The 20,387-nt window shown below is 71.3% G+C and carries 19 protein-coding genes and 1 riboswitch; of the genes, 10 read left to right on the top strand and 9 right to left on the bottom strand.

The annotated features are described in order from the left end of the window. Positions 1 to 51: 51 nt before the first annotated feature. From AB8M85_RS08800 to AB8M85_RS08790, 3 genes are all read left to right on the top strand, one after another. Complete coding sequence (locus AB8M85_RS08800) at positions 52 to 1,425, top strand: MFS transporter (RefSeq protein ID WP_372698401.1); 1,374 nt, start codon at positions 52 to 54, stop codon at positions 1,423 to 1,425. Positions 1,426 to 1,478: 53 nt separating this feature from the next. Next, the gene (locus tag AB8M85_RS08795; RefSeq protein WP_372698400.1) at positions 1,479 to 1,889 is read left to right on the top strand and encodes a cupin domain-containing protein; all 411 of its coding nucleotides are present in this window, start codon (positions 1,479 to 1,481) and stop codon (positions 1,887 to 1,889) included. 135 nt (positions 1,890 to 2,024) lie between these two features. Then, positions 2,025 to 3,695 carry an FAD-binding dehydrogenase gene (locus AB8M85_RS08790; RefSeq protein ID WP_372698399.1) on the top strand — a complete coding sequence of 557 codons (1,671 nt, stop codon included), beginning with the start codon at positions 2,025 to 2,027 and terminating at the stop codon, positions 3,693 to 3,695. A 43-nt stretch (positions 3,696 to 3,738) separates the two neighbouring features. Here AB8M85_RS08790 and AB8M85_RS08785 read toward each other — a convergent pair whose 3' ends face one another. Continuing rightward, complete coding sequence (locus AB8M85_RS08785) at positions 3,739 to 3,957, bottom strand: hypothetical protein (RefSeq protein WP_372698398.1); 219 nt, start codon at positions 3,955 to 3,957, stop codon at positions 3,739 to 3,741. Positions 3,958 to 4,085: 128 nt separating this feature from the next. On the opposite strand from AB8M85_RS08785, the gene AB8M85_RS08780 reads away from it, so the two are divergent. Continuing rightward, on the top strand, positions 4,086 to 4,760 hold the full coding sequence (locus AB8M85_RS08780; RefSeq protein WP_372698397.1) for a hypothetical protein: 675 nt from the start codon (positions 4,086 to 4,088) through the stop codon (positions 4,758 to 4,760). A gap of 7 nt (positions 4,761 to 4,767) precedes the next feature. On the opposite strand, the gene AB8M85_RS08775 is transcribed toward AB8M85_RS08780, so the two are convergent. Together AB8M85_RS08775 and AB8M85_RS08770 are read right to left on the bottom strand one after the other, a co-directional pair. Further along, entirely contained in the window at positions 4,768 to 5,655 is an 888-nt protein-coding gene (locus AB8M85_RS08775; RefSeq protein ID WP_372698396.1) for an inositol monophosphatase, read from the bottom strand. A 19-nt stretch (positions 5,656 to 5,674) separates the two neighbouring features. After that, positions 5,675 to 6,115, bottom strand: coding sequence for a pyridoxamine 5'-phosphate oxidase family protein (locus AB8M85_RS08770; protein ID WP_372698395.1), 441 nt, complete (start codon positions 6,113 to 6,115; stop codon positions 5,675 to 5,677). 82 nt (positions 6,116 to 6,197) lie between these two features. Between AB8M85_RS08770 and AB8M85_RS08765 the strand changes: the two genes are divergently transcribed. Beyond that, positions 6,198 to 7,367: an App1 family protein gene (locus AB8M85_RS08765; protein WP_372698394.1), complete on the top strand. Its 1,170-nt coding sequence runs from the start codon at positions 6,198 to 6,200 to the stop codon at positions 7,365 to 7,367. Then, a complete protein-coding gene (locus AB8M85_RS08760) occupies positions 7,364 to 7,828 on the top strand; it encodes an acyl-CoA thioesterase (protein WP_372698393.1) in 465 nt (154 codons plus the stop codon). The genes AB8M85_RS08765 and AB8M85_RS08760 overlap by 4 nt, the downstream gene beginning before the upstream one ends. Here AB8M85_RS08760 and AB8M85_RS08755 read toward each other — a convergent pair. Beyond that, positions 7,803 to 8,294 carry a hypothetical protein gene (locus AB8M85_RS08755; protein WP_372698392.1) on the bottom strand — a complete coding sequence of 164 codons (492 nt, stop codon included), beginning with the start codon at positions 8,292 to 8,294 and terminating at the stop codon, positions 7,803 to 7,805. The two genes, AB8M85_RS08760 and AB8M85_RS08755, sit on opposite strands and share 26 nt — an antisense overlap. A gap of 11 nt (positions 8,295 to 8,305) precedes the next feature. Beyond that, positions 8,306 to 8,421, bottom strand: a riboswitch (SAM riboswitch). Positions 8,422 to 8,563: 142 nt separating this feature from the next. Here AB8M85_RS08755 and AB8M85_RS08750 point away from each other — a divergent pair. Continuing rightward, on the top strand, positions 8,564 to 9,427 hold the full coding sequence (locus AB8M85_RS08750) for a siderophore-interacting protein (protein WP_372698391.1): 864 nt from the start codon (positions 8,564 to 8,566) through the stop codon (positions 9,425 to 9,427). Between the two features lie 59 nt (positions 9,428 to 9,486). On the opposite strand, the gene AB8M85_RS08745 is transcribed toward AB8M85_RS08750, so the two are convergent. After that, positions 9,487 to 10,416 carry a DNA-3-methyladenine glycosylase gene (locus AB8M85_RS08745; protein ID WP_372698390.1) on the bottom strand — a complete coding sequence of 310 codons (930 nt, stop codon included), beginning with the start codon at positions 10,414 to 10,416 and terminating at the stop codon, positions 9,487 to 9,489. Positions 10,417 to 10,468: 52 nt separating this feature from the next. Continuing rightward, on the bottom strand, positions 10,469 to 11,020 hold the full coding sequence (locus tag AB8M85_RS08740; protein ID WP_372698389.1) for a PepSY domain-containing protein: 552 nt from the start codon (positions 11,018 to 11,020) through the stop codon (positions 10,469 to 10,471). Between the two features lie 98 nt (positions 11,021 to 11,118). On the opposite strand from AB8M85_RS08740, the gene AB8M85_RS08735 reads away from it, so the two are divergent. Together AB8M85_RS08735 and AB8M85_RS08730 are read left to right on the top strand one after the other, a co-directional pair. After that, the gene (locus AB8M85_RS08735) at positions 11,119 to 11,499 is read left to right on the top strand and encodes an ArsR/SmtB family transcription factor (protein WP_372698388.1); all 381 of its coding nucleotides are present in this window, start codon (positions 11,119 to 11,121) and stop codon (positions 11,497 to 11,499) included. After that, on the top strand, positions 11,496 to 12,419 hold the full coding sequence (locus AB8M85_RS08730; protein ID WP_372698387.1) for a cation diffusion facilitator family transporter: 924 nt from the start codon (positions 11,496 to 11,498) through the stop codon (positions 12,417 to 12,419). Before AB8M85_RS08735 ends, AB8M85_RS08730 begins: the two co-directional genes overlap by 4 nt. A 21-nt stretch (positions 12,420 to 12,440) precedes the next feature. Here the strand turns inward: AB8M85_RS08730 and AB8M85_RS08725 are convergent, their stop codons facing one another. Genes AB8M85_RS08725 through AB8M85_RS08715 form a run of 3 tightly spaced genes read right to left on the bottom strand, consistent with a single transcriptional unit; the run spans position 12,441 to position 18,084 of the window. Beyond that, a complete protein-coding gene (locus tag AB8M85_RS08725) occupies positions 12,441 to 15,788 on the bottom strand; it encodes an ATP-binding protein (protein ID WP_372698386.1) in 3,348 nt (1,115 codons plus the stop codon). Continuing rightward, on the bottom strand, positions 15,785 to 16,630 hold the full coding sequence (locus AB8M85_RS08720; RefSeq protein WP_372698385.1) for a DUF4194 domain-containing protein: 846 nt from the start codon (positions 16,628 to 16,630) through the stop codon (positions 15,785 to 15,787). The genes AB8M85_RS08725 and AB8M85_RS08720 overlap by 4 nt, the downstream gene beginning before the upstream one ends. Then, complete coding sequence (locus tag AB8M85_RS08715; protein ID WP_372698384.1) at positions 16,627 to 18,084, bottom strand: DUF3375 domain-containing protein; 1,458 nt, start codon at positions 18,082 to 18,084, stop codon at positions 16,627 to 16,629. The genes AB8M85_RS08720 and AB8M85_RS08715 overlap by 4 nt, the downstream gene beginning before the upstream one ends. Before the next feature lie 221 nt (positions 18,085 to 18,305). On the opposite strand from AB8M85_RS08715, the gene AB8M85_RS08710 reads away from it, so the two are divergent. Next, positions 18,306 to 20,369, top strand: a complete 2,064-nt coding sequence (locus tag AB8M85_RS08710; protein WP_372698383.1) for a caspase family protein — start codon at positions 18,306 to 18,308, stop codon at positions 20,367 to 20,369. Positions 20,370 to 20,387: the final 18 nt, after the last annotated feature.

Here is a 20,387-nt window from a genome sequence, read left to right as displayed (position 1 = left end):
CCCGGCACCCACTTCGTACCCGAGACACCCACTCCAGAATCGGTGGTCCCCATGAACAAGCAAACCAGCCATGGCGGCAGCCCCGCCGCCAGCCCGTCGATCCCCGAGACGCCACGGACCAGTTTCAGCGGCGGGCCCGGACCCGACACCCCGGAATCCATCCGCAAGACCCGGAACAAGGTCGTTGCCGCCAGCTTCATCGGCAACTTCGTCGAATGGTTCGACTACGCGGTCTACGGCTACCTGGCCGTCACCATCACCGCCGTCTTCTTCCCCGAGGCCGACCCGCAGACCGGCCTGCTGCTGACCTTCGGGCTTTTCGCCGTCTCGTTCTTCGTCCGCCCGCTGGGCGGCTTCGTCTGGGGCCACCTGGGCGACAAGATCGGCCGGCGCACCGCGCTGTCCTGGTCCATCCTCATCATGTCGGCGGCCACCTTCTGCATCGCGCTGATCCCCGGCTACGCCACCATCGGCATCGGGGCACCGATCCTGCTGCTTCTCATCCGCGTCATCCAGGGCTTCTCCGCCTCGGGCGAATACGCCGGCGCCGCGGCCTTCCTCGTCGAATACGCCCCGCCGAAACGCCGCGGCCTCTACGCCGCGGTGGTCCCGGCCAGCACGGCCAGCGGCCTGCTGCTCGGTTCGCTGCTCGCGGCCCTGCTGACCGGACTGCTGGACACCGGGCAGATGCACGATTGGGGCTGGCGCCTGCCGTTCCTGCTGGCAGCCCCCATGGGCCTGATCGGCCGCTACATCCGCACCCGGCTGGAGGACTCCCCGGCCTTCCGCGCGCTGGAGGCCGAGGACACCACCGAGGCCACACCGATCAAGGACCTCTTCCGCGATCATTGGCGCCAGCTCATCCAGGCCATTGGAGCGGTGCTGCTCAACGCCGTCGGCTTCTACATCCTGCTCAGCTACATGCCCACCTACCTATCCACCGAACTGCAGCTGGAGGAGTCGGCGGCCTACCTGGCCACCACCGTGGCCCTGCTGACCTACATCGGGTTCATCTTCCTCACCGGCATGCTCTCGGACCGGCTGGGACGCAAGACGGTGCTGCTGACCGCCTCCATCCTCTTCGTGGTGCTCACGGTCCCCGCGTTCATGCTGCTGGACACCGGGAACTTCCTGGTCATCGTCCTGGTGCAGATCCTGCTCGGGGCCATGCTCACCCTCAACGACGGCACGCTGCCCAGCTTCCTGGCCGAGATGTTCCCCACCCGCGTGCGCTACACCGGCTTCGCGGTCAGCTTCAACCTCTCCAATGCGCTCTTCGGCGGCACGGCACCCTTCGTGGCGACGTTCCTCATCGCCACCTCGGGCTCGCCGCTGGCCCCGGGCTGGTATCTGATGGGAGCCGCGGTCATCGCCCTGGTCGCCGTGCTGTTCGCCCGGGAGACCAGCAAGGCGGCACTGGCCTGAGCCGCAACGACACCGGGCGGGACCCACCGGCCCACGACAGGACGGGAGATCCGATGCTGGAACGCGCCGGCCACGCCACCTTCGACTACACCCTGCACGACGGCGCTGCCCCCGTGCGCATCCAACACCACTTCGTCGACGAGCTGGGCATGGCGGTGAACATCCAGACCTGGGAGCTGCCCGTCGGCGGCTCCGAGGGCATGCACCGCCACGACGGCGGACAACCGCTGCAGGAGTTCTACCAGGTCATCAGCGGCCGGGCCCTCATGCACCTGCAGGAGCAGCAATTCCGGTTGGGCCCCGGTGATTCCCTGCTGGCCCCTGCCGGGGTGGAGCACGACGTGGTCAACGACGGGGACGAACCACTGCGCTTGATCACCGTCTGGGGTCCGCCAGGCTTCATGGACACCACCGGGTTCGGCAGCGTCGACCGGGCGCGGGCCATGCGCAGGATGGACGGGTAGCCGGCCCGGAGTGCGGGCAGGGCCGGCTGTCCAGCCTGCCCTGACCCAGGCCATATTAAGCCGGAGGAAGGTGGCAGGTAGGCCCGGCCCCATCGCTGCCGTGCCCCCGGGCCGCGTCCCGGCTACGCTGGCGGCATGGGAGACCAGCGCGACCAACAATTCGATGTCATCGTCGTCGGGGCCGGGCTGGCCGGGCTCGTGGCGGCCACCGAAGCCACCGACGCCGGTCGCCGCGTCCTGCTGCTCGACCAGGAACCGCAAGCCAACCTCGGGGCGCAGGCCTGGTGGAGCTTTGGGGGGCTGTTCCTGGTGGGCAGCCCCGAACAGCGGCGCATGCGCGTGCGCGACTCGGTGGACCTGGCCCTGCGCGACTGGTTCGACACCGCGGGGTTCGACCGCCCGGAGGACCATTGGCCGCGCCGATGGGCCGAGGCCTACGTGCACTGGGCGGGCGGGGAAAAGCGGTCCTGGCTGCACGGGCTCGGTGTCCGGTTCTTCCCGGTGGTCGGCTGGGCCGAGCGTGGCGGCTACGGGGCCAGCGGCCCGGGCAACTCCGTGCCGCGCTTCCACATCACCTGGGGCACCGGACCGGGGCTGGTCGAACCCTTCGCGAACAAGGCGCTGGCCGCCGTGGCGGCCGGCCGGCTCACCGTGAAATGGCGGCATCGGCTCGATGAACTGCTGCTCGATGGCGGCTCCGTCACCGGGGTGCGCGGGAGGGTGCTGGCCGCCTCCGGGGCCGCCCGCGGGGCACCCAGCAACCGCGAGGAGGTGGGGCAGTTCGAGTACCGGGCTGCCGCCGTCGTGCTGTGCACCGGGGGCATCGGCGGCAACGCGGAGAAGGTGCGTGCCGCCTGGCCGGCCCGGCTGGGGACGCCGCCGGACCGGATGGTCGCCGGGGTGCCGGCCCACGTGGACGGGCGCGGGCTGGACATCGGCGCGGCCGCCGGTGGGCATCTGGTCAACGGCGACCGGATGTGGCACTACACCGAGGGCATCATCAACCACGGTCCCGTATGGCAGGACCACGGGATCCGGATCCTGCCCGGACCCAGCTCCCTCTGGCTCGATGCGCTTGGCCGGCGCCTGCCGGCGCCGCTGTGGCCGGGTTTCGACACGCTGGGCACGCTGGAGCACCTGCGCGGCACCGGACACGACCACTCGTGGTTCATCCTCAACCGGCGCATCATCGGCAAGGAGTTCGCGCTCTCCGGCTCCGAGCAGAACCCCGACCTGACCGGCAAGGACCTGCGTGCCGTGCTGCGCCGGGCCGTGACTACGGTGCCGGGCCCGGTCCAGGCGTTCCTGGACCGCGGCGAGGACTTCGTGCAGGCCGATACGGTCGCCGGGTTGGTGGAGCAGATGAACCGGCTGGAGGGTTCGGACCTGCTCGAGGTGGCGGCGGTGGAACGCGAGGTCGCCGCACGCGATGCCGAGGCGGCCAACGGGTTCAGCAAGGACCCGCAGCAGATGGCCATCCAATCGGCGCGCAGCTACCTGGGCGACAAGCTCATCCGCACGGTGGCCCCGCACCGTCTCACCGACCCGCAAGCCGGCCCGCTGGTCGCCGTGCGGCTGCACGTGCTCACGCGCAAATCGCTCGGCGGGCTGGAAACCGACCTCGACTCGCGCGTCCTGGCTCCCGGGGGTGCCGTGGTGCCGGGGCTGTTCGCCGCGGGGGAAGCCGCCGGGTTCGGCGGCGGAGGGGTCCATGGCTACCGGGCGCTGGAGGGAACGTTCCTGGGCGGCTGCCTGTTCAGCGGCCGGGCGGCCGGGCGGGCAGCCGGCCGGGCCACAGGGGGATAGGGGCCGGTCGCCGGGTGGCGGCCGGGCCGGGAGGGTGGCGGCGTCAGTGCCGCGCCCAGTAGGTCGTGCCCATCGCTACCCCGACCAGTCCGAAGAAGACCCCGATGTACAGGGGGTTGAACGGCTGGCCGGAGAGGATCGATTGCAGGACGGCGAACGCCCCGAACAGCAGCATGATGCCGATGCCCGCGACGATGTACTCCACGCCCTGGTGATGGTGGTGGGCGTGGGCGACACCTCGTTGTTTCATTGCAGTACCCATGCCTTGAATGTACGCCCGGGGGCGGGGAAGGTCCATGGGCAAACCCCGCCCACACCGATGGATAGACTGGATCCGGCCCCGCCCGCCGCGGGCCCGACCCCACTCACCGCACCGATCCCGAGGGACCCATGAGCGACCAGTACCCGAACACCCCCTACAACGGCCAGCCCGCACAGGGTGGTCCCGTGCCGCCGGCAGGACAGCCGGGCTACCCCTATCCCGGGCAGCCGGGCTGGAACCAGCAGCCTCCGGTGGCCAGCGGCATGACCAAGGCCTCGATGATCGTGGGCATCATCGCCGTCGTGCTCTCGTTCATCCCCGTCGTCGGGTTCATCTCCTTCATCCTGGGTCCCATCGCCCTGGTGCTGGGGATCATCGCGCTGGTGAAGAAGCTGCCGCGCAAGGGCTTCGCCCTCACCGGCGTCATCACCGGGGCCGTGGCGCTGGTGGTCTGCGTGGTCTACGTCTTCGTCGCCATCGCCGTGGCCGGCGCGCTGCAGGACACCGCGGAGGAGACCGCGAGCTACACCTACGAGGTGACCGGCGAGGGCGACTTCACCGTCAACTACCTCACCGACAGCATCGACGACATGAAGGTCCAGGACGTCACCGGCGGAAAGTTCACCAAGGACGTGGAAGCCAGCAGGTTGTTTGGCATGGTCGGGGCCACCAACGCCAAGGGCAACACCGGATCGCTGACTTGCACGGTCACCGGTGCTGACGGCTCCGTGGTCGTGACCAACACCTCGTCCGGTTCCGCAGCCCAGGTCAGCTGCCCGGTGGCCGCGGGCATCGGGAAGTAGCCGGCCCCTACTTGCGGTGGCCGGTGGACCTCCGGGCCGCGAGCCGCTCCTCGACGATGCCGGTGACGGTCCCGGCGCTGCCGCCGGGGCCGACCGCGATGTAGACGGGCGCCTCGTGCGCCGGCCGTGCCTCGTCGTCGTACCGGTAAGGCCGGTAGGTGCCGCCGGACCGGCGCACCAGCAGGGCCCCGGCGGCGACGTCCCAGGAGTTGGTGTCGAAGCCGAACGTGACATCCGTCCAGCCGGCGGCCACATGAGCGAGGGCCAGCGCGCCGCTGACGGTGCGCCGGACGGTGGCGTAGCGGGTGACGAGGATGCCAAAGGCCTCGACCGCGGCCGGGCCGTCCACCTCGATGGCCTCGGCCGAGGGGTAGTCGGTCATCAGGCTGGCGCGTCGCTCCTCCGGCTGGGCGCGGGGGCGCAGCGGCTCGCCGTTGAGCCAGGCGCCCTCGGCGTTGGCGGAGAACAGCAGCCCGGCCATCGGATCGTAGACGACGCCGGCGAGCAACTCGCCGTCGATCGCGGCGGCGATGGAGACGCAGAAGAAGGCGACGCCGTGGGCGAAGTTGCTGGTCCCGTCGATGGGGTCCACGATCCACTCGATGCGCCCGGAGCCCTGGTGGCCGCCCTCCTCGCCGAGGATCCTGCTGTCCGGGCAGGCCGCGAACAGGTGGGCGGCGATGGCCGACTCGCTGGCCCGGTCGAAGGCGGTGACCAGGTCGTGCGCGTTGGCCTTCTCCGTGGCCTCGGCACCGGCGCGGAAGGCCTCGCGGAGCATCGGCCCGACGCCGAGCGCGGCCTCCTCGGCGATCGCCCGGAGGTCTTCGGCGAGCTGGACGGCGTGTTCTGCGGCGTCCCCTGGGGTGTTTTCTGCTGTGTTCTGCGCGGTATCCACCCTGCCAGCCTAGCGGCGGTCAGTGCTCGTCGAGCTGCTCCGGCTGCCGACCCAGGGCGAAGTGACGCCCGGAGACCGAGGCCGGGGTGATCTCCACCCAGGCGTCCTTGAGCGTCTGCACCCAGGGGTCGACGCCGGAGGCCCGGGCTGCCTCGATCTCCGCCTCCGTCTCCAGCACGCGCGCCGTTCCCTGCACGACGACGGACCAGGCCTCGTCGCTGAGGATGCCATCCGACTCGAAGGCCACCGACGGGTTCACCGTCAGGGCGGCCAGCTTGTTGCCGGGGGCGGTGCGCAGGTAGATCCTGCCGGAGGCGATGCCGTGGTTGACCGGGGTGATCTCCGGCTGGCCGTCGAAGGCGGTGGCGATCCGGCCATGCCGGCTTCGTCCCAACAGGGTCCAGCATTGGTCCTCGTCGAGGACCAGGACCGGTTCGTTGTCTGCGTGGTCATACATCATGGCCCAAGTATTCTACGAGTTGTAGAGAACGTCTAGGGGTGGCCGGTCGCGGCCCGTTGGCGGGCCGTGAAAGACTGGCGGCATGTCATCTCGCGAACCATCAACGTTGCGGCAGCACCTGGGGGTCCGGCTCGAGGACGCCTGGCATGCCTTCCGCGAAGCGAACGGCCGCGGCCGCGGCATGGTGCCCACGGTGCTGCCGTTCCGCGGGTATGGGCTCTCCGGGCCGGAGGCCCAGGGCTGGGTCCGGGTCCTGGCGCGGATCGTCGTCGCCCCGCCGCGGACCTTCCGCCACGGCGTCCCGCGCTCGAAGGTGGTCGCCGACAGCGTGCGCGGCTGGCGGAACTTCATCTCCCCGCCCATCGCCTTCGCCGAGGTCACCGTCACCGTCGCCGGCCGGGAGCACGTGGTGCGTGCCGACCGCGGCGGCGTCCTGGACGCCCGGATCGAGACGCCGCTGGGTCCGGGCTGGCACACCGTCACCCTCTCCACCGAGAACTCCGCGGAGGTCACCGCCCGGGTGTTCGTGGTGGACTCGTCCAGCGAATTCGGGTTGATCTCCGACGTGGACGACACCGTGGTGGTCACCGCGCTGCCGCGGCCCCTGCTGGCGGCCTGGAACTCCTTCGTCCTCGACGAGCACGCTCGCGTGGCCACCCCCGGCATGGCGGTGATGATGGAGCGCGTGCTGCGCGGCCGCCCGTGGGCCCCGGTGCTCTACCTCTCCACCGGGGCCTGGAACGTGGCCCCGACGCTGAGCCGCTTCCTGGCCCGCAACCTCTACCCGGAGGGCCCGCTGCTGCTCACCGACTGGGGCCCCATCGAGACCGGCGCCTCCTCCGGGCGCTGGTTCCGCTCCGGAGCCCAGCACAAGGTCGACCAGCTGCGCCGGCTGGCCGCCGAGTTCCCGCGGGTCAAGTGGCTGCTGGTGGGCGATGACGGCCAGCACGACCCGGAGATCTACGCCGGCTTCGCCCAGCGGTACCCGCAGAACGTCAGGGCGATCGTCATCCGGCAGCTGACCCCCTCCGAGGCGGTCCTGGCCGGTGGACGGTCGCAGCGCACCGTGAACTCCACCCCCGGGGTGGAATGGATCTACGCGCCCGACGGGGCGCTCATCCTCTCCGAACTGCAGCGCCTGGGCATCGTCTCCGACGAGGACCAGCACGTCGACCACCAGGAACGCCGGCGCACCCGGCAGCAATGGCCCGAGGGCCAGCCGCGCAACGAGCTCGAGGCGGGGACACCATGAGCGGACGCAGCCTGCGCGTGCAGGTCCCGATGCGCTGGGGAGACATGGACGCCTACGGGCACATCAACAACGTGAACCTGGTGCGCATGATGGAGGAAGCGCGCATCGCCGGCTTCGGCGTCCCCGGGGGGACGGGCAAGCCCGGCAACGAGCCGATGGTGGACCTCTTTTCCGCGGTGCCGGAGAACACGCAGGTCCTCGTCGTCGAGCACCGGGTGCGCTACGTCGCCCCGCTGGACTACCGCAACGTCCCCGCCGAGGTGGACCTCTGGCTGGCCAACGTCAAGGCCGCCAGCGTCGACGTCTGCTACGAATTCCACGACCCCGTCGACGGGGGCCTGCGCGTGCGCGCCGCCACGACGCTGGCGTTCTTCTCCGTGGGGGACCAGCGGCTGCTGCGCTTCCCGCCGGCCGAACGCGCCAAGCTCGAGGAGTTCATCGGCGAACCGGTGTTCCGGTAACCGCGGCGAACGCGGCCGCCAGGGCCCGGTCGTGTTCCAGCGGGCACGGATCCAGCGGCGCGGCGGGCAGTTCCACGTAGGCCCTCCCGGCGCTCACGCGCGGGTCGGCCGGCAGGCCCAGGACGCGGGAGCCCGGATGCCAGTGGCACGGGGCCGAGGCCAGCAGCGGCACCGGGGTGCCGCCGTCGTGCTGTGCCGTGCGGGGCGGCGCGGAGGACAGGGCGCCGGGCAGGACGCAGCCCAGACGCGCGCAGAGCCCGGCGACCGCATGGTGGTAGCCGATCCAGCGGGCCCCGGACGGGCAGGCCAGCACCAGCGCCTGGGCCGGCGGGTCGACGAACACCGTCACCGGGACCCATCCGGCCGCATCGGCGAGCAGGTGCGCGCCGGCCCCGGCCGGAGGGGCATGGCCGGGGGCGCCGGAACGGCAGGCGGAATCGATGCCGGTGGAGGGGAGGGGGCCCATGGGATGCCTTTCGGGTGCTCTTGCCCGGCACGTGCGCGCCGGGCCGCTTCGTCATCCGAACCACCCGTGATGCATGGGGTTGGTGTGCGGCCGGGTCGGAGCCCGTGCGTGGCCGCAGCTCGTGAAGCTGGACCCAGCCTAGCCGATGACGGGCACGGGTCATCTCTTCGCCCTCGGCGAAGCCGGTTTGCGTTGGCCGTCCGCGTGGGATTGGCTGGGGGAAAGACTGTAGCCGGGCTGTGCCCGGCGCCCGAAGGAGTGATCCGCGAATGACCGTCCCCGCAGCTGCCCGGCCGCCCCGACCGCTGGTGGTGCTGGAGGTGGTGTCCCGGCGCAAGATCGGCAAGCACATGGTCCGCCTGACCCTGGGCGGCGAGGGTTTCGCCGCCTTCCGGAACAAGGATGCCACCGACAAGTACGTCAAGCTGCTCTTCGCCGACCCGGCCCTGGGCCTGACCCCGCCCTACGACCTGGACGAGCTGCGCAGCGTGCTGCCGCCCGAGCGCATGCCAGTGCGCCGGACCTACACCGTGCGCAGCGTCAACGAGGCGAACCAGACCCTGCAGATCGACTTCGTCGTGCACGGCGAGGATGGCATCGCCGGGCCGTGGGCGAACCACGCCAAGCCCGGGGACCTGGTCTGCTTCTCCGGCCCCGGGGGGATGTACCGCCCGTCGAAAGACGCCGGCTGGCACCTGCTCGCCGGGGACGAATCCGCGCTGCCGGCCATTGCCGCGGCGCTGGAGGCGATGGACCGCTCCGCTGTCGGGGAGGTCTACGTCGAGGTCGCCGAGGAGAAGGACGAGATCAAGTTCAAGGCCCCCAAGGGCATGAACGTGCACTGGCTGCACCGCGGCGGCCCCTTCACCCCGGAGAGCACCAAGCTCGCCGCCGCCGTGATGGCCGGGCCATGGCACGACGGCGACGTGCAGGTCTTCGCCCACGGGGAGCGCGAGATGGTCAAGGCGCTGCGCCGGTACCTGGCTGACGAGAAGGGCGTGGACCGCAAGGCGCTCTCGCTCTCCGCCTACTGGGCGTTCGGCCGGGCCGAGGAGACGTTCCAGGCCGAGAAGCGCGAACCGATCGGGCAGATCTTCCCGGAGGAACCCACGGTGTCCACCGGCACCCGCTGACCGGGGCCCGCTGACCGGAGCCCGCTGGCCGAGGCCACTGGCCGGGCACGACGGCGGTCCTACCTGTCGTAGGCTTCCGCGGTCCACAGGTGGAACAGTGCGTGCGCCCGGTAGGGGCGCCACGCCTCGGCGCGGGCCTCGGCCTCCCGGGCGCCGATCCGGCCGAGGGCACGGCGCAGCACCAGGTCCCCGGGCGCGAACGCATCGGGGTCCAACCGGGCCCGCACCTCCAGGTAGTCCGCACTCCAGGGCCCGATGCCAGGCAGGGCCAGCAGTTCCGCGCGCGTGAGCGGTACCGTGCCGGCAGGTCCGGCGTCTGCCGCGGTATCCCCGCCGGCGGGAATCCCGCCATCCCCGTCTGCGCCCGGTGCGTTGTCGAAGGCCGCGGCGACGGCCCGCAGGGTCCGCGTCCGCGCGCCCGTGAGGCCAATGGCCGCCTGCAGCTCGTCCTCCGGGACCCCGGCGATGGCCGCGGGCCGGGGGAAGGGGCGCAACCCGTTCACCGCAGGACCGCCCCACCGGGCGACCAGCCGTCCGGCGAAGGTGCGCATGGCCGCCACCGACACCTGCTGGCCAAGTACTGTCGTCGCCGCCGCTTCGAAAGCATCGGGGTAGCCAACCCGCCGCAGCGCGGGGCGCCGGGCCACCAGCGGCGCCAGCAGCGGATCCTCCGCCAGCAGGGCGTTCACCGGGCCCAGGTCCAGGTCGAGGTCGAACCACCGCCGGATCAGTGCCACCACGTCGGCCTCGTCCCGGGGCGCCAGCGGCCCGGCTACCGGGCGGACGAGGACCGCCTCCTCGGTGAAGCGCAGGCCGAGCACCCGAGGCCGCCCGGCGACCAGGATCGGCCGGCGGTGCTCGGCGCCCACCCGTTCGTCGACGTCGGGAATCGCATGGGCGGCCAGGATGGACAAAGCCAGCTGCGGGTCGAGCCGGCCGTTCGCGGGGATGCGCAACGCCGGTGACGCGTCCGGTTCGGGGGATGTCATGGACAGCGAGTCTGGTCCTGCTCCCGGAGGGGGCGGGTCCGCGGCCGCGGCGTTATTTCACGACCTCGCCGCTGCGGGCGTCGACCTGGACGTCGGATCCGCCCTGGCCGTGGTCGACATCCAACTCGATCTCCCATGTCACCATGTCGCCTTCGCCCTCGAGCGTGGCCTCGTCGACATTCTTGTGGGGGACCGCCTCCTGCGCGGTCTTCAAGGCGTCGGCCAGCGGGACGGTGACCTGTTGGATGCGCTTGAGGTCGGGGGCCTCGAAGTCCGTCTTCGTCCGTGGCTGCGGATTCTTGCCCGTCGTATCGACGTCCACCTCGTAGATCATGTCCCCGTCGAGGACCTCGACGTGGTAGCCCTCTTCCCCCTCATCGACGCGGTCGATGCCCACCACCTGGCCGCCCTCCTGCTCCACGGTGGAAATGGCCGTGTAGGCCGGGCCCTGGCCCCCGGGGCTGGCACTGGCGGAGGAGGCGGCATCGCTGGGGCCGTTGCCGCTTCCGTCGTCGGCGGAATCGGTGTTGCAGCCGCTGAGCAGCGTCGCCGCCACGGTGCCCAGGTTCGCGAACTTCAGGGTCTTCGAGGCATTGGTCGTCATGCACCCTGCCTACCACGGTGCCGCAGCCTGCAAAAGGGCCGGCGTCGGTGGGGTCGCAGGGGCTGGCCGGGACGCCGGGTCGCGACTATGATCGGCATATGACGATGATAGCGAAGGTCACCGAACCCGAGGCGGCGCTCCTCGGCCCTGCCGCCGCGCTGTTCCACGGACTGGCCGATCCGACGCGTCTGCTCATCCTGCGCCACCTGCGTTCGGGCGAGCACAAGGTCAGGGAGCTGACCGACCACCTGGGGCTGGCCCAGAGCACCGTCAGCGCCCACCTGTCCTGCCTGCGCGACTGCGGGCTCGTCGTCTCCCGTCCCGTGGGGAGGGCCAGCATGTTCTCGCTGGCCGAGGTCGACGGTCTGGAGGCGATCCTGGTCGCCGCCGAATCCCTGCTCGCGTCCACCGGCCGCGAGGTCGCCCTCGGCGCCCACCACTGGCACGAATCCCACGGCAACTCGGTGGGAACGTCATGAGCCACGGACACTCCCACGACCACAGTGGCGGGGCGCTCGCCCACCGGCCCCGGCTGGCCATCGCCTTCGCGATCACCGCGGCGATCCTCATCGCCGAGGTCGTCGGCGCCGTCATCACCGGCAGCCTGGCCCTGCTGGTCGACGCCGCCCACATGCTCACCGACGCAGCCGGGCTGCTCATGGCCCTGACGGCGGCCACCCTCATGGGCCGGCCCGCCACGGACCGGCGCACCTGGGGATTCCGCCGTGCCGAGGTCCTCTCGGCGACCGCCCAATCCACCCTGCTGCTCGCCGTCGGGCTCTACGCGATGATCGACGGCGTCCGCCGCCTCTTCGCCCCGCCGGAGGTGGCCGCCACCGGCCTGCTGGTCTTCGGCATCATCGGCCTGCTGGGCAACGTCGTCGCCATCGCGGTGCTCAGCTCGGGCCGCGGAGCCAACCTGAACATGCGCGCCGCGTTCCTCGAGGTCGTCAACGACGCGCTCGGCTCGGTTGCGGTGATCGTCGGGGCGATCGTCATCGCCACCACCGGGTGGATGCGCGCCGACGCGCTGGCGGCGATGTTCATCAGCGCGCTCATCCTGCCGCGCGCCTTCCGGCTGCTCCGCGAGACCACGTCGATCCTGCTCGAATCGACTCCGCACGGACTGGACCTGGAGGAGGTCCGCGGGCATCTGCTCTCCCACGAGCTGGTGCTTTCCGTGCACGACCTGCACGCCTCCCAGATCGCCACCGGGCTGCCGGTGCTCACGGCCCACGTCGTGGTCCGCGACGAGGCCTTCCATGACGGGCGGGCCTCCCGGGTCCTGGACTCCCTGCAGGCGTGCGTGGCCGGTCATTTCGAGGTGAGCATCGAGCACTCGACCTTCCAGATCGAGGCCGAGAGCCACTCGGACCACGAACAGCACTTCCACCCGTAGCCCCCGGGGGCGGGCACTGCCTCAGCGCAGGATGAAGTCCGTCGCCACGGCGGGGGAGAGGCCGGTCTCCACGAAGCCCGAGACGTTCGATCCCGGGTGCTTGATGATGTCCGTGACCGATCCCAGGTGCTGGGCGAGGTCGATCTTGTCCTCCGGTGCGGCCAGCAGCAGCTGGAAACCAAATTCCTGCAAGGCGTTGATGCCGGCAGCAGCGTAGTCCGAGTTCGCCTGGATGAACGCCTCGTCGATCATCACGGTGCCGTAGGTGGTGAATCCCTGCAGGGCGAAGCCCAGCTGGTAGGCCAGCGCGGCGCCCATGATGAACGAGGTGAAGCGCTGGCCCTCGCCACCGGACAGCGTACCGGGTTCGAGGCCGTTCTCGACCTCGCCACCGGGTTTGTGTTCGTTGCAGCTGATCTGCACATGCTGGCGGACATCCAACACGGTGTCCCGCCAGGCGGCACGAGAGGGATCGTCCAGATCGTCGACCAGTTTCTCCAGGGCCTTGTAGTTCGCGCTGAGCTCGTCGGCGCCCCGGGACCCGTAGGCGTTGCCCAGCGCGTCCTTGAGGGCATTGCGGAACTCCCGCGCCTCGTCGGGAATGGTCGTCCTGACCTCCAGGCGCAGACGCGAGCCGTGCTCGAACGGGACGTCGGCGAGGATCTGGTTCAGCGGCAGGATGCGCTCGCCGATGCCGCGGCGTTCCTCCTCGAGCAGCTGCAGCAGGTCGGAGAACCGCTCGTAGGACCGGTTGGAGAAGTATTCGCGGAACTCCTCCTGGCGTTGCGGCAACCCCTCGTCGACGATGGCCCGGTGCAGGGCCACGTAGTGCGGGGCGCTGGCGATGCCGGTGCCGAACGAGGCCGAGGTGGAGACGCCGAAGTCGCGGGTGAATTGCCGGAACGTCTCAGTCAGGGACGCTTCGGTGGCGAACACCAGCTCGCGCAGCTCCGTGATCCGCTCGCCCAGGGCCAGCGACGTCGCCGAGACCGCGGCGTCGAGCTCGCCGAGCTCGACCGGTTCCCCGGCGTCCAGGCGGCGCATGGCCTCGGCCAGCAACTCCTCCTGCGCCAGTTCGGCCTTGGCCGCCTCCTCGGGGGCACCGGCGGCACTGGAGCGCTGTGCGGCATCGAGCTGGCTGTTCGCCTGGGTCGCACGCTGCTCCAGGGAGCGGGTCTCGCTGCGCAACACGGCCAAGTGCCCGACGGCGGACTCGAGCTCGGCCCTCGCCTCACCCAACGCGGTGCGCAGCCCGGCCAGATCCGTGCTCGAATCCATGGCATCGGCCATGCGCGTCTCGAGCTCGGCCACGGCGGCCGATTGCACTGCGGAATCCAAGGCGGAGAAGGGCCGCTCGTCGGTGGCCAGCTCGCGCAGCAAGGTCAATTTGCGGGCCAGGGAGTCCTTGGAACGGCTGCGTTCGGCGGCCAGCTCCTCGGCCTCCTGCCGGTCCGCTTCCAGACTGGCGACCTGGGCCTCGAGCTCGGCGATCTTCTCCTCGTTCGTGAAGCCCAGCAGGTAGTCCGAGGCGGCGATCTCGCGGGTGTCGCGCTCGAAGGCCCCGCGGCCGGACTTGATCGTCCCGGCCCGGGAGATGGCCCGCTTCTCGGCGTGCAGGGCGGCATCGGTATCGACGCAGGTGAAGTCATGGTCGGCGGCGATCTTGCGCTGCAGCCACAGTCCCGCGTCGGACTGCTTGAACTCCAGCTTGGACACCAGGGCCCGGGGGCCGGCGGCGGCCACCGGGTCGGAGTCCCCGCCCGGGGTGTGGGCGGACAGGTCGATCCAGCGCAGCCGGCCGTAGCCCTCCAGCCGGTCCGCCGCCGCGGTGACCTTCTCGAGGTCGGACCCGCGCACCAGCAGGGTCGTGGCCAGCGAGCGCAGCGCCTTTTCTGCGGCCGGACGCCAGGCGCCGGCGCCGGGTGCCATGTCCACCAGCTCGCCGGCGAAGGGCAGGTCGTGGGCCGCCACACCGGTTTCGGAGCAGATGCGGCGGCGGGCCGCGGCGGAGAGGCCGTCGATGTTGGACCCGCGCCGGGCGTAGGAGTCGATGTCCTGGCGCAGCTTCTGGGCCTTCTCGCGGGCCTCCATGGAGGCGGCCATCGCCTCGTACTCCATGGTGCGGGCATCCTTGGCCACGCCCTGCAGGGTCTCGGCGGTCACGGCTGCCTGGCGGCGTGCCGCCTGCAGCCCGGATGCGGAGAACACCAGCTGCACCCCGGCGTCGTCCATCTGGGCCTTCAGCGTCGAGGCGAGGGACTCGCGCTCGGCCCGGCGTGCCCGGGCGGCCTCGAGTTCGCGTTCGAGGGCCTGGACGGCCTGCCCGCCATGGGAGTCGTGCTGTTCGGTCAGCGAGCGGACGCGTTCCTCCAGCGCGGTCTTGGCCTCGGCGGCGGCGTCGATGGCCGATCGGTTGCCGGAGAGTTCGGCGGTGATGCGCCGGGAGTGGCTGCCGAGCAGGTCGGCCGCGAGGTGTTCGCGCAGCAGGGGCAGCTGCACCCGGGCCAGGTCGGTGGTGCGGAGCAGTTGCGCGGTGAGTTCCTGGTGGCGCTTGTGCTGTTCCGGGACGAGCTCGAGGGCGTCGCGCTGGGCCCGGGCCTCCTCGAGCTGGCGGTGGATCCCGCGCAGGTGGGAGAAGTCCTCGATCGCGCCGGCGGCTGCCTTCAGGGTGGACGGGACCTCGAGGACCTCGTAGCGGAAGAACTGGTTGACGCCGCGGTCCAGGCCCTTGCCGTTCTGCAGGGTGCGCAACAGCGAGAATGCCTTGTCGTTGTCGATCCCCAGACGGCGACGGAAGCGTTCGGCGAAGGTGCGGTGGACGTCGAACGCCTCGAACCCGGGCAGCGCCTTCACCAGCGAGGAGGGGGAGAAGCGCCGGGATCCGTGGTCCTCCAGGGCGGCGGTGTCCAGGGTCCCTTCGCCGATGACGTAGTGCTTGCCGACCTGGCCCTCCAGGCCCTGGGATGGCAGGTCGAACAGGGCGCCGATGCAGGTTTTCGTGCCCAGCCCGTCCTCGAAGGTCAGCGCGATGGCGCTCCAGGTGGCACCGGGGCGCTGGTACAGCGTGCCGGCCTCGGTCTTGAACCGGCGTCCGCGCATGTAGGAGTAGGTGGTGCGCCGGTCCTTGCGCGTCGAGGCCTCATGGGCCGATTCATTCAGGCGGGGTGCTGCATGGAAGATGTGCCCGATCCCGTCGAACAGGGTCGACTTGCCCACGCCCGGGTGGCCGGTGAGCAGGGTGCCGTTGCGATCCACATAGAGTTCGTGCCGGCCGTGGAAGGTGCCCCAGTTGATGACCTGGATCGAACACAGGCGCTGCTGTCCCGGGTTGACCGCGTCCCCGAAGGGCAGTGTCTGGGAGATGCTCACCGGGAGGCTCCTTCGGTGTCGGTGGTGGCCGCGGCAGCGGAATCGGCGACCTCGGCGTCGGTGTTCTCGGCGTCGGTGTCCCCGTCGGCGTCCCCGTCGCCGTCGGCGTCCGGGGGCAGATCCAGTTCCAGCGCCGCTTCCGGGGCCCCGTCGGCCGAACGGTCCAGGGAGTCCAGATAGGCGGGGATCTGGTCGATCGAATCGAACGGCAGGGCCAGGGCCAGGGCGCCGGAGACCCGGTATTCGTCGGCGAGCTCAGTGGGCAGGATGAGCTTGAGGCTGGCCAGGCGGGCCAGCGAGGAATCGGTGAGCTCCTCGAGGCGCTTGTCGTCGACCGCGCCGGGGTGGCGGTGTTCCTCGAGGATCTCGCGGGCGCCGGAGCGGGAGATCACCGGGTCGGTGCCAGTGCCGGCATGGCGGTCCAGCAGCAGGCGCAGCCGCAGGGCCAGCAGGGTCTCCTCGCGGCGCAGCGGCTTGCGCGGCACGATCGCGGTGGTGTGCACCGTTTCCGTGGGAACCGGCACGAGCAGCGCGATCTTGCGCTCGGTGTCCAGCTGCAGCTTCAGGAAGAGCTCGGAGACGAAGGCGGAGATCTCCGTCCGGCGGTCCAGGACCAGCTGCCAGAGGCGGGCGTCGGCCGTGCCGTCCAGGTAGGGCCCGCGCAGCAACCGGATGAGCGCCTGGCGCAGGGGCAGGGGGAACCGGCCGGTGTCGCCGTCGAAGAGCTGCTCCTCGGCCCGGCGCCCCGCGGGCGCCGGGGAAGCACCGTCGTCGTACCCGGTTTCGGGGGCATCGTCCCGGTCCATCTGGGTGGGCTCGGTGTCTGGTTCGGTGTGGCTCATGCGGGGTCCTTCGCGAAGGTGATCACGGGCAGGTAGGCGGTGCGGGCGGAGCCGTCGACTTGGGTGAATTCCAATGACTCGAAGCGCGTGGTGTCCACGTCCTGGCCGGACGTGCGGGCGGTTTCAACCAGGTAGCGGATCGAGTTCACGTGGAGGTGGCCGGGCTCGAGCCCGGCGAAGACGTCGCCCAGGGTCGCCCGGCCGCCAGCGGCGTGGCGGGCTGCGGCGATCGCGGCGTCGAGCCGGCCGGCGTCGGCCTTCGGGGTGGCCGGGGTGCGGCGGATATCCGCGCTGGAGACCGCCGGCGGGGCAGCGAGCTTGGGCGGGGCGAGGTGTTCCTGCGGGTCGAAGATCCCCAGCCCGGACAGGGTGGAGAAGGCCGGGGCGTAGAGCCTGACCGGGGCCACCTGCGTCCGGGCCGCCAGGGCGGGGGAGCCGGCCACTGCGAGTTCGGCGGTCCGCACCGCCTTGCGCAACAGGACCGAGTCGCGGAACTCGTCCGATTGCACGTACGCGTGCAGGGATTCGGAGAGCTTGCCGTAGCTGGAGTGCACCTCGCCGGCCTGGCGGCGTAGCTCGCGCAGCAGGTTGGCCAGCGTGTGGCGTTCCTGCGCGTTGAGGCCGTCCACGAAATCGCGTTCGAGGACCTCGTTGATGGCGTGGCGGAAGCGGCGCTGCCGGGCGGGGTCATTGAGGAATTCGGTGAAGCCGCGGAACGTCTCGCCCTCGGCGGTGCTGCGCAGCTGCCGGTCGCCTTCGAGCACGCGGCCCACGGCCACGCCCTTGGCCACGGAGGCCTCCATGATCTCGCGGCGGACCTGGTGGAGCATCTGGCGGACGCCATCGCGCATGCGCTTGAAGTCGGCGGGCAGGTTGGCCGCCAGGTCCAGGACGCTGCGGGCCGCGGCCACGGCGCCCTCCGCGGGCAGGACCGCTGGGCTGGTCCCGGCCTGCAGGGCCTCGATGCGCTCGCGGCGTTCGGCGATCTCCGCCTCGAGCTGGCGGATGCGCGCCTCGGGGTCCGGGTCGGTCTCGTGGGCGAGCGATTCGATGCTGGTCAGCAGGGTGTTCAGCCGCGAGGAGTTCAGGTTGGTGCCGGAGCCGGAGAACCCCTCGAGGAAGGTCAGCACGCGGGAGGTGTGGGCGGTGGGTTCGTAGACGAACGCCCCGTCGATGAGCGGGCGGGCCAGGTAGCCGGCGCGCACCCAGGCATCGGCATAGTGCTGGGCCTGCCACGTATCGTTCAGCGGCGTCCCGGCTGCACGCAGATGCCGCAGGAAGGAGTGCAGCGAGGCGTGGAAGGCCTCCAACGTGATGCGGGGCCGGGCCTGCGTGAATTCGGCGCGCAGGAACGCCACCGTCCACGGTGCGGCCGAGAGGAGCTTCCAGGCCGGGGAGGACCTGAATTCCTGCTGGTCGGCCCACGTCGCGGCGGCGGGTTCGGTGGGGTGCACTGGCTGCTCTCGGTTGAAGGCGGGTCACGGTCGGGCGGGCTCGGGCGGTGACGTCACGCCGGGGACCCCGGCCTTCGATTCTAGGCCACGCGCGGAATCGGCGGCAGCGGCCGGAAGCGCGGAAAGCGGTAATGCGCCGGTAACGGCCCGGTAATGCGGGCCGGGGCAGGATGGGCGGATCGCTGGCTGTGCCCAACGGCACTTCGGGAGAAGGAACACCGATGACACTCCTGTCCGTGGCCGCCCCGGAAGGGGCCACCGGCTCCCCGCGGGCCGTTCCCCCCACCGCCGACGCCCTGCAGGCGCTGCGCCCCCATCTGGTCAACCTCTCCGACGGCAGGTTCTCCTCTGGTGGGCAGCTCACCACCGGACCGCAGGACGTGGACCGGATTTTCGACGCCTACCTGCCGGCCTTCGTGAAGGCCCAGGGCGGCCGCGACGTCCCGGTCGTCGTCTACGCACACGGCGGCCTGGTGTCCGAGTCGGCCGGCCTGGCCGGGGCCGTCCGATTGTGCCCGTGGTGGCTGGACAACGGGGTCTATCCGCTGTTCTTCATCTGGGAGACCGGGCTCTGGGATGCACTGCGCTCCCTGCTGGGCGGCGGTCCGCGGGACCTGCCGATCCAACGGGGCTGGCTCGAGGACGGCGCCAACCGGATCATCGAAGTGGCCACGCGGCCGCTGGGCGAGAAGATCTGGGGGCAGATGAAGATCGGAGCCGCTCACGCGGTGGCCTCCGACGGCGGCGCACGGTACGTGGCGGAGCGCCTGGGCCGCTACACCCGGGAGAACCCCGGGGCCATCGCCGTGCACGCGGTCGGGCACTCGGCAGGGTCGATCTTCCACTCCCGCTTTCTGCCGGCCTACCTCGACGCCGGGGCACAGGAGATCGAGTCGCTGCACCTGCTCGCCCCCGCGGTCACCACTGCCGAGTTCAGCGAGCGGTTGCTGCCCCGGATCGGGGAGGGCCAGGGCATCGGTTCGTTCTCGTTGTTCGCGATGACGCGGCAGGCGGAGGAAGCCGACAACGTGGTGAACGTCTACCGGCGCTCGTTGCTGTGCCTGGTGCGGGCCGGGTTCGAGGCCGAGCCGGACACCCCGCTGCTGGGCCTGCAGGAATCCGTGCAGGCCGATCCGGACCTGTCGGCCCTGCTGGCCGGCCCGGCCGCGGCATCCATCTGGTCACCGACGAGCGGCGCCGCCGCCGACGCCTCGGGCCAGGCGACCGCGCACGGTGCCTTCGACAACGATCCGACGACCCTGGGCTCGGTCATGCGGCGGATCACCGGGCGCAACACGATCGTCGAGTACCGTCCCGAGCGGCCCCTGCCGGCCACGCCGGGCCCCGACGGTCCCGCGGGGCAGCTGCCGGTACCGGCCTCGGGCCCCGGAGTGCCCACCGGCACCGCGCCGGCTCCCGTCGTTCCACCGGGTGAGGGGGCCCGCACCCCCGGACGGCTGGCGTTGTGCGTGGGGTTGAACGAATTCGCGAACCTGCCCCGGTCCAACTGGCTCAATGGCTGTGTCAACGACGCCTTTGAATTCGGCGCGCTGCTGGCCGGTGGCTACGGCTTCGCCGATCCGGAGATCACGGTGCTCACCGATGCCCAGGCCACCCGGGCCGAGGTCATGGGCCGCCTGGGGGACGCGATGGCACGCCTGCGCGCTGGCGAGCTGGGACAGCTCGTGTTCACCTTCTCCAGCCACGGGACCCAGGTGCCGGACGCGGACGTGGACGAGCAGGACCAGATGGACGAGGCCTTCGTCACCTTCGACATGGCCCGGCGGGGGGACCAGTGGGACCCCTCGACGCTCATCGTCGACGACGACCTGCACCGCCTCTTCGACGACCCGCCCGCACCGGCGCGCATCGACGTCGTCCTGGACACCTGCCACAGCGGAACCGGCCTGCGCGTGATGGACCTGCTGCCCGGGCGGACGCCCCGGTTCGTGCCGCCGCCCACCGTGCCCGGACTCGAGGCAGCCGCCGCGGCCCGCTCGCGCACCGCCCGCGACTTGTTCAGGACCTCCCCGGCGGTCCGCCGCCCGGTGCTCTTCGCCGCCTGCCGCCCCGACCAGACAGCTGCCGATGCCCACATCAACGGACGCTACAACGGGGCCTTTAGCCGCTATCTCATCGACGGGCTCACCACCGGCGGCCCGCGCAGCCGCTTGGAACTGCTCACTGCCGTGCGCGCCGACCTGCAGGCCGGCAGGTTCGACCAGGAGGCCCAACTCGAGGGGCAGGACACCGCGAAGGACTCCGCCTGGGGCGCGGCGTACTGACTGCGTCTCCGGGCCGTG

It is taken from the genome of Arthrobacter sp. JSM 101049, assembly GCF_041679245.1.
Taxonomy (GTDB): domain Bacteria; phylum Actinomycetota; class Actinomycetes; order Actinomycetales; family Micrococcaceae; genus Arthrobacter_H.
This window is presented reverse-complemented; position numbering and strand designations above follow the sequence as displayed.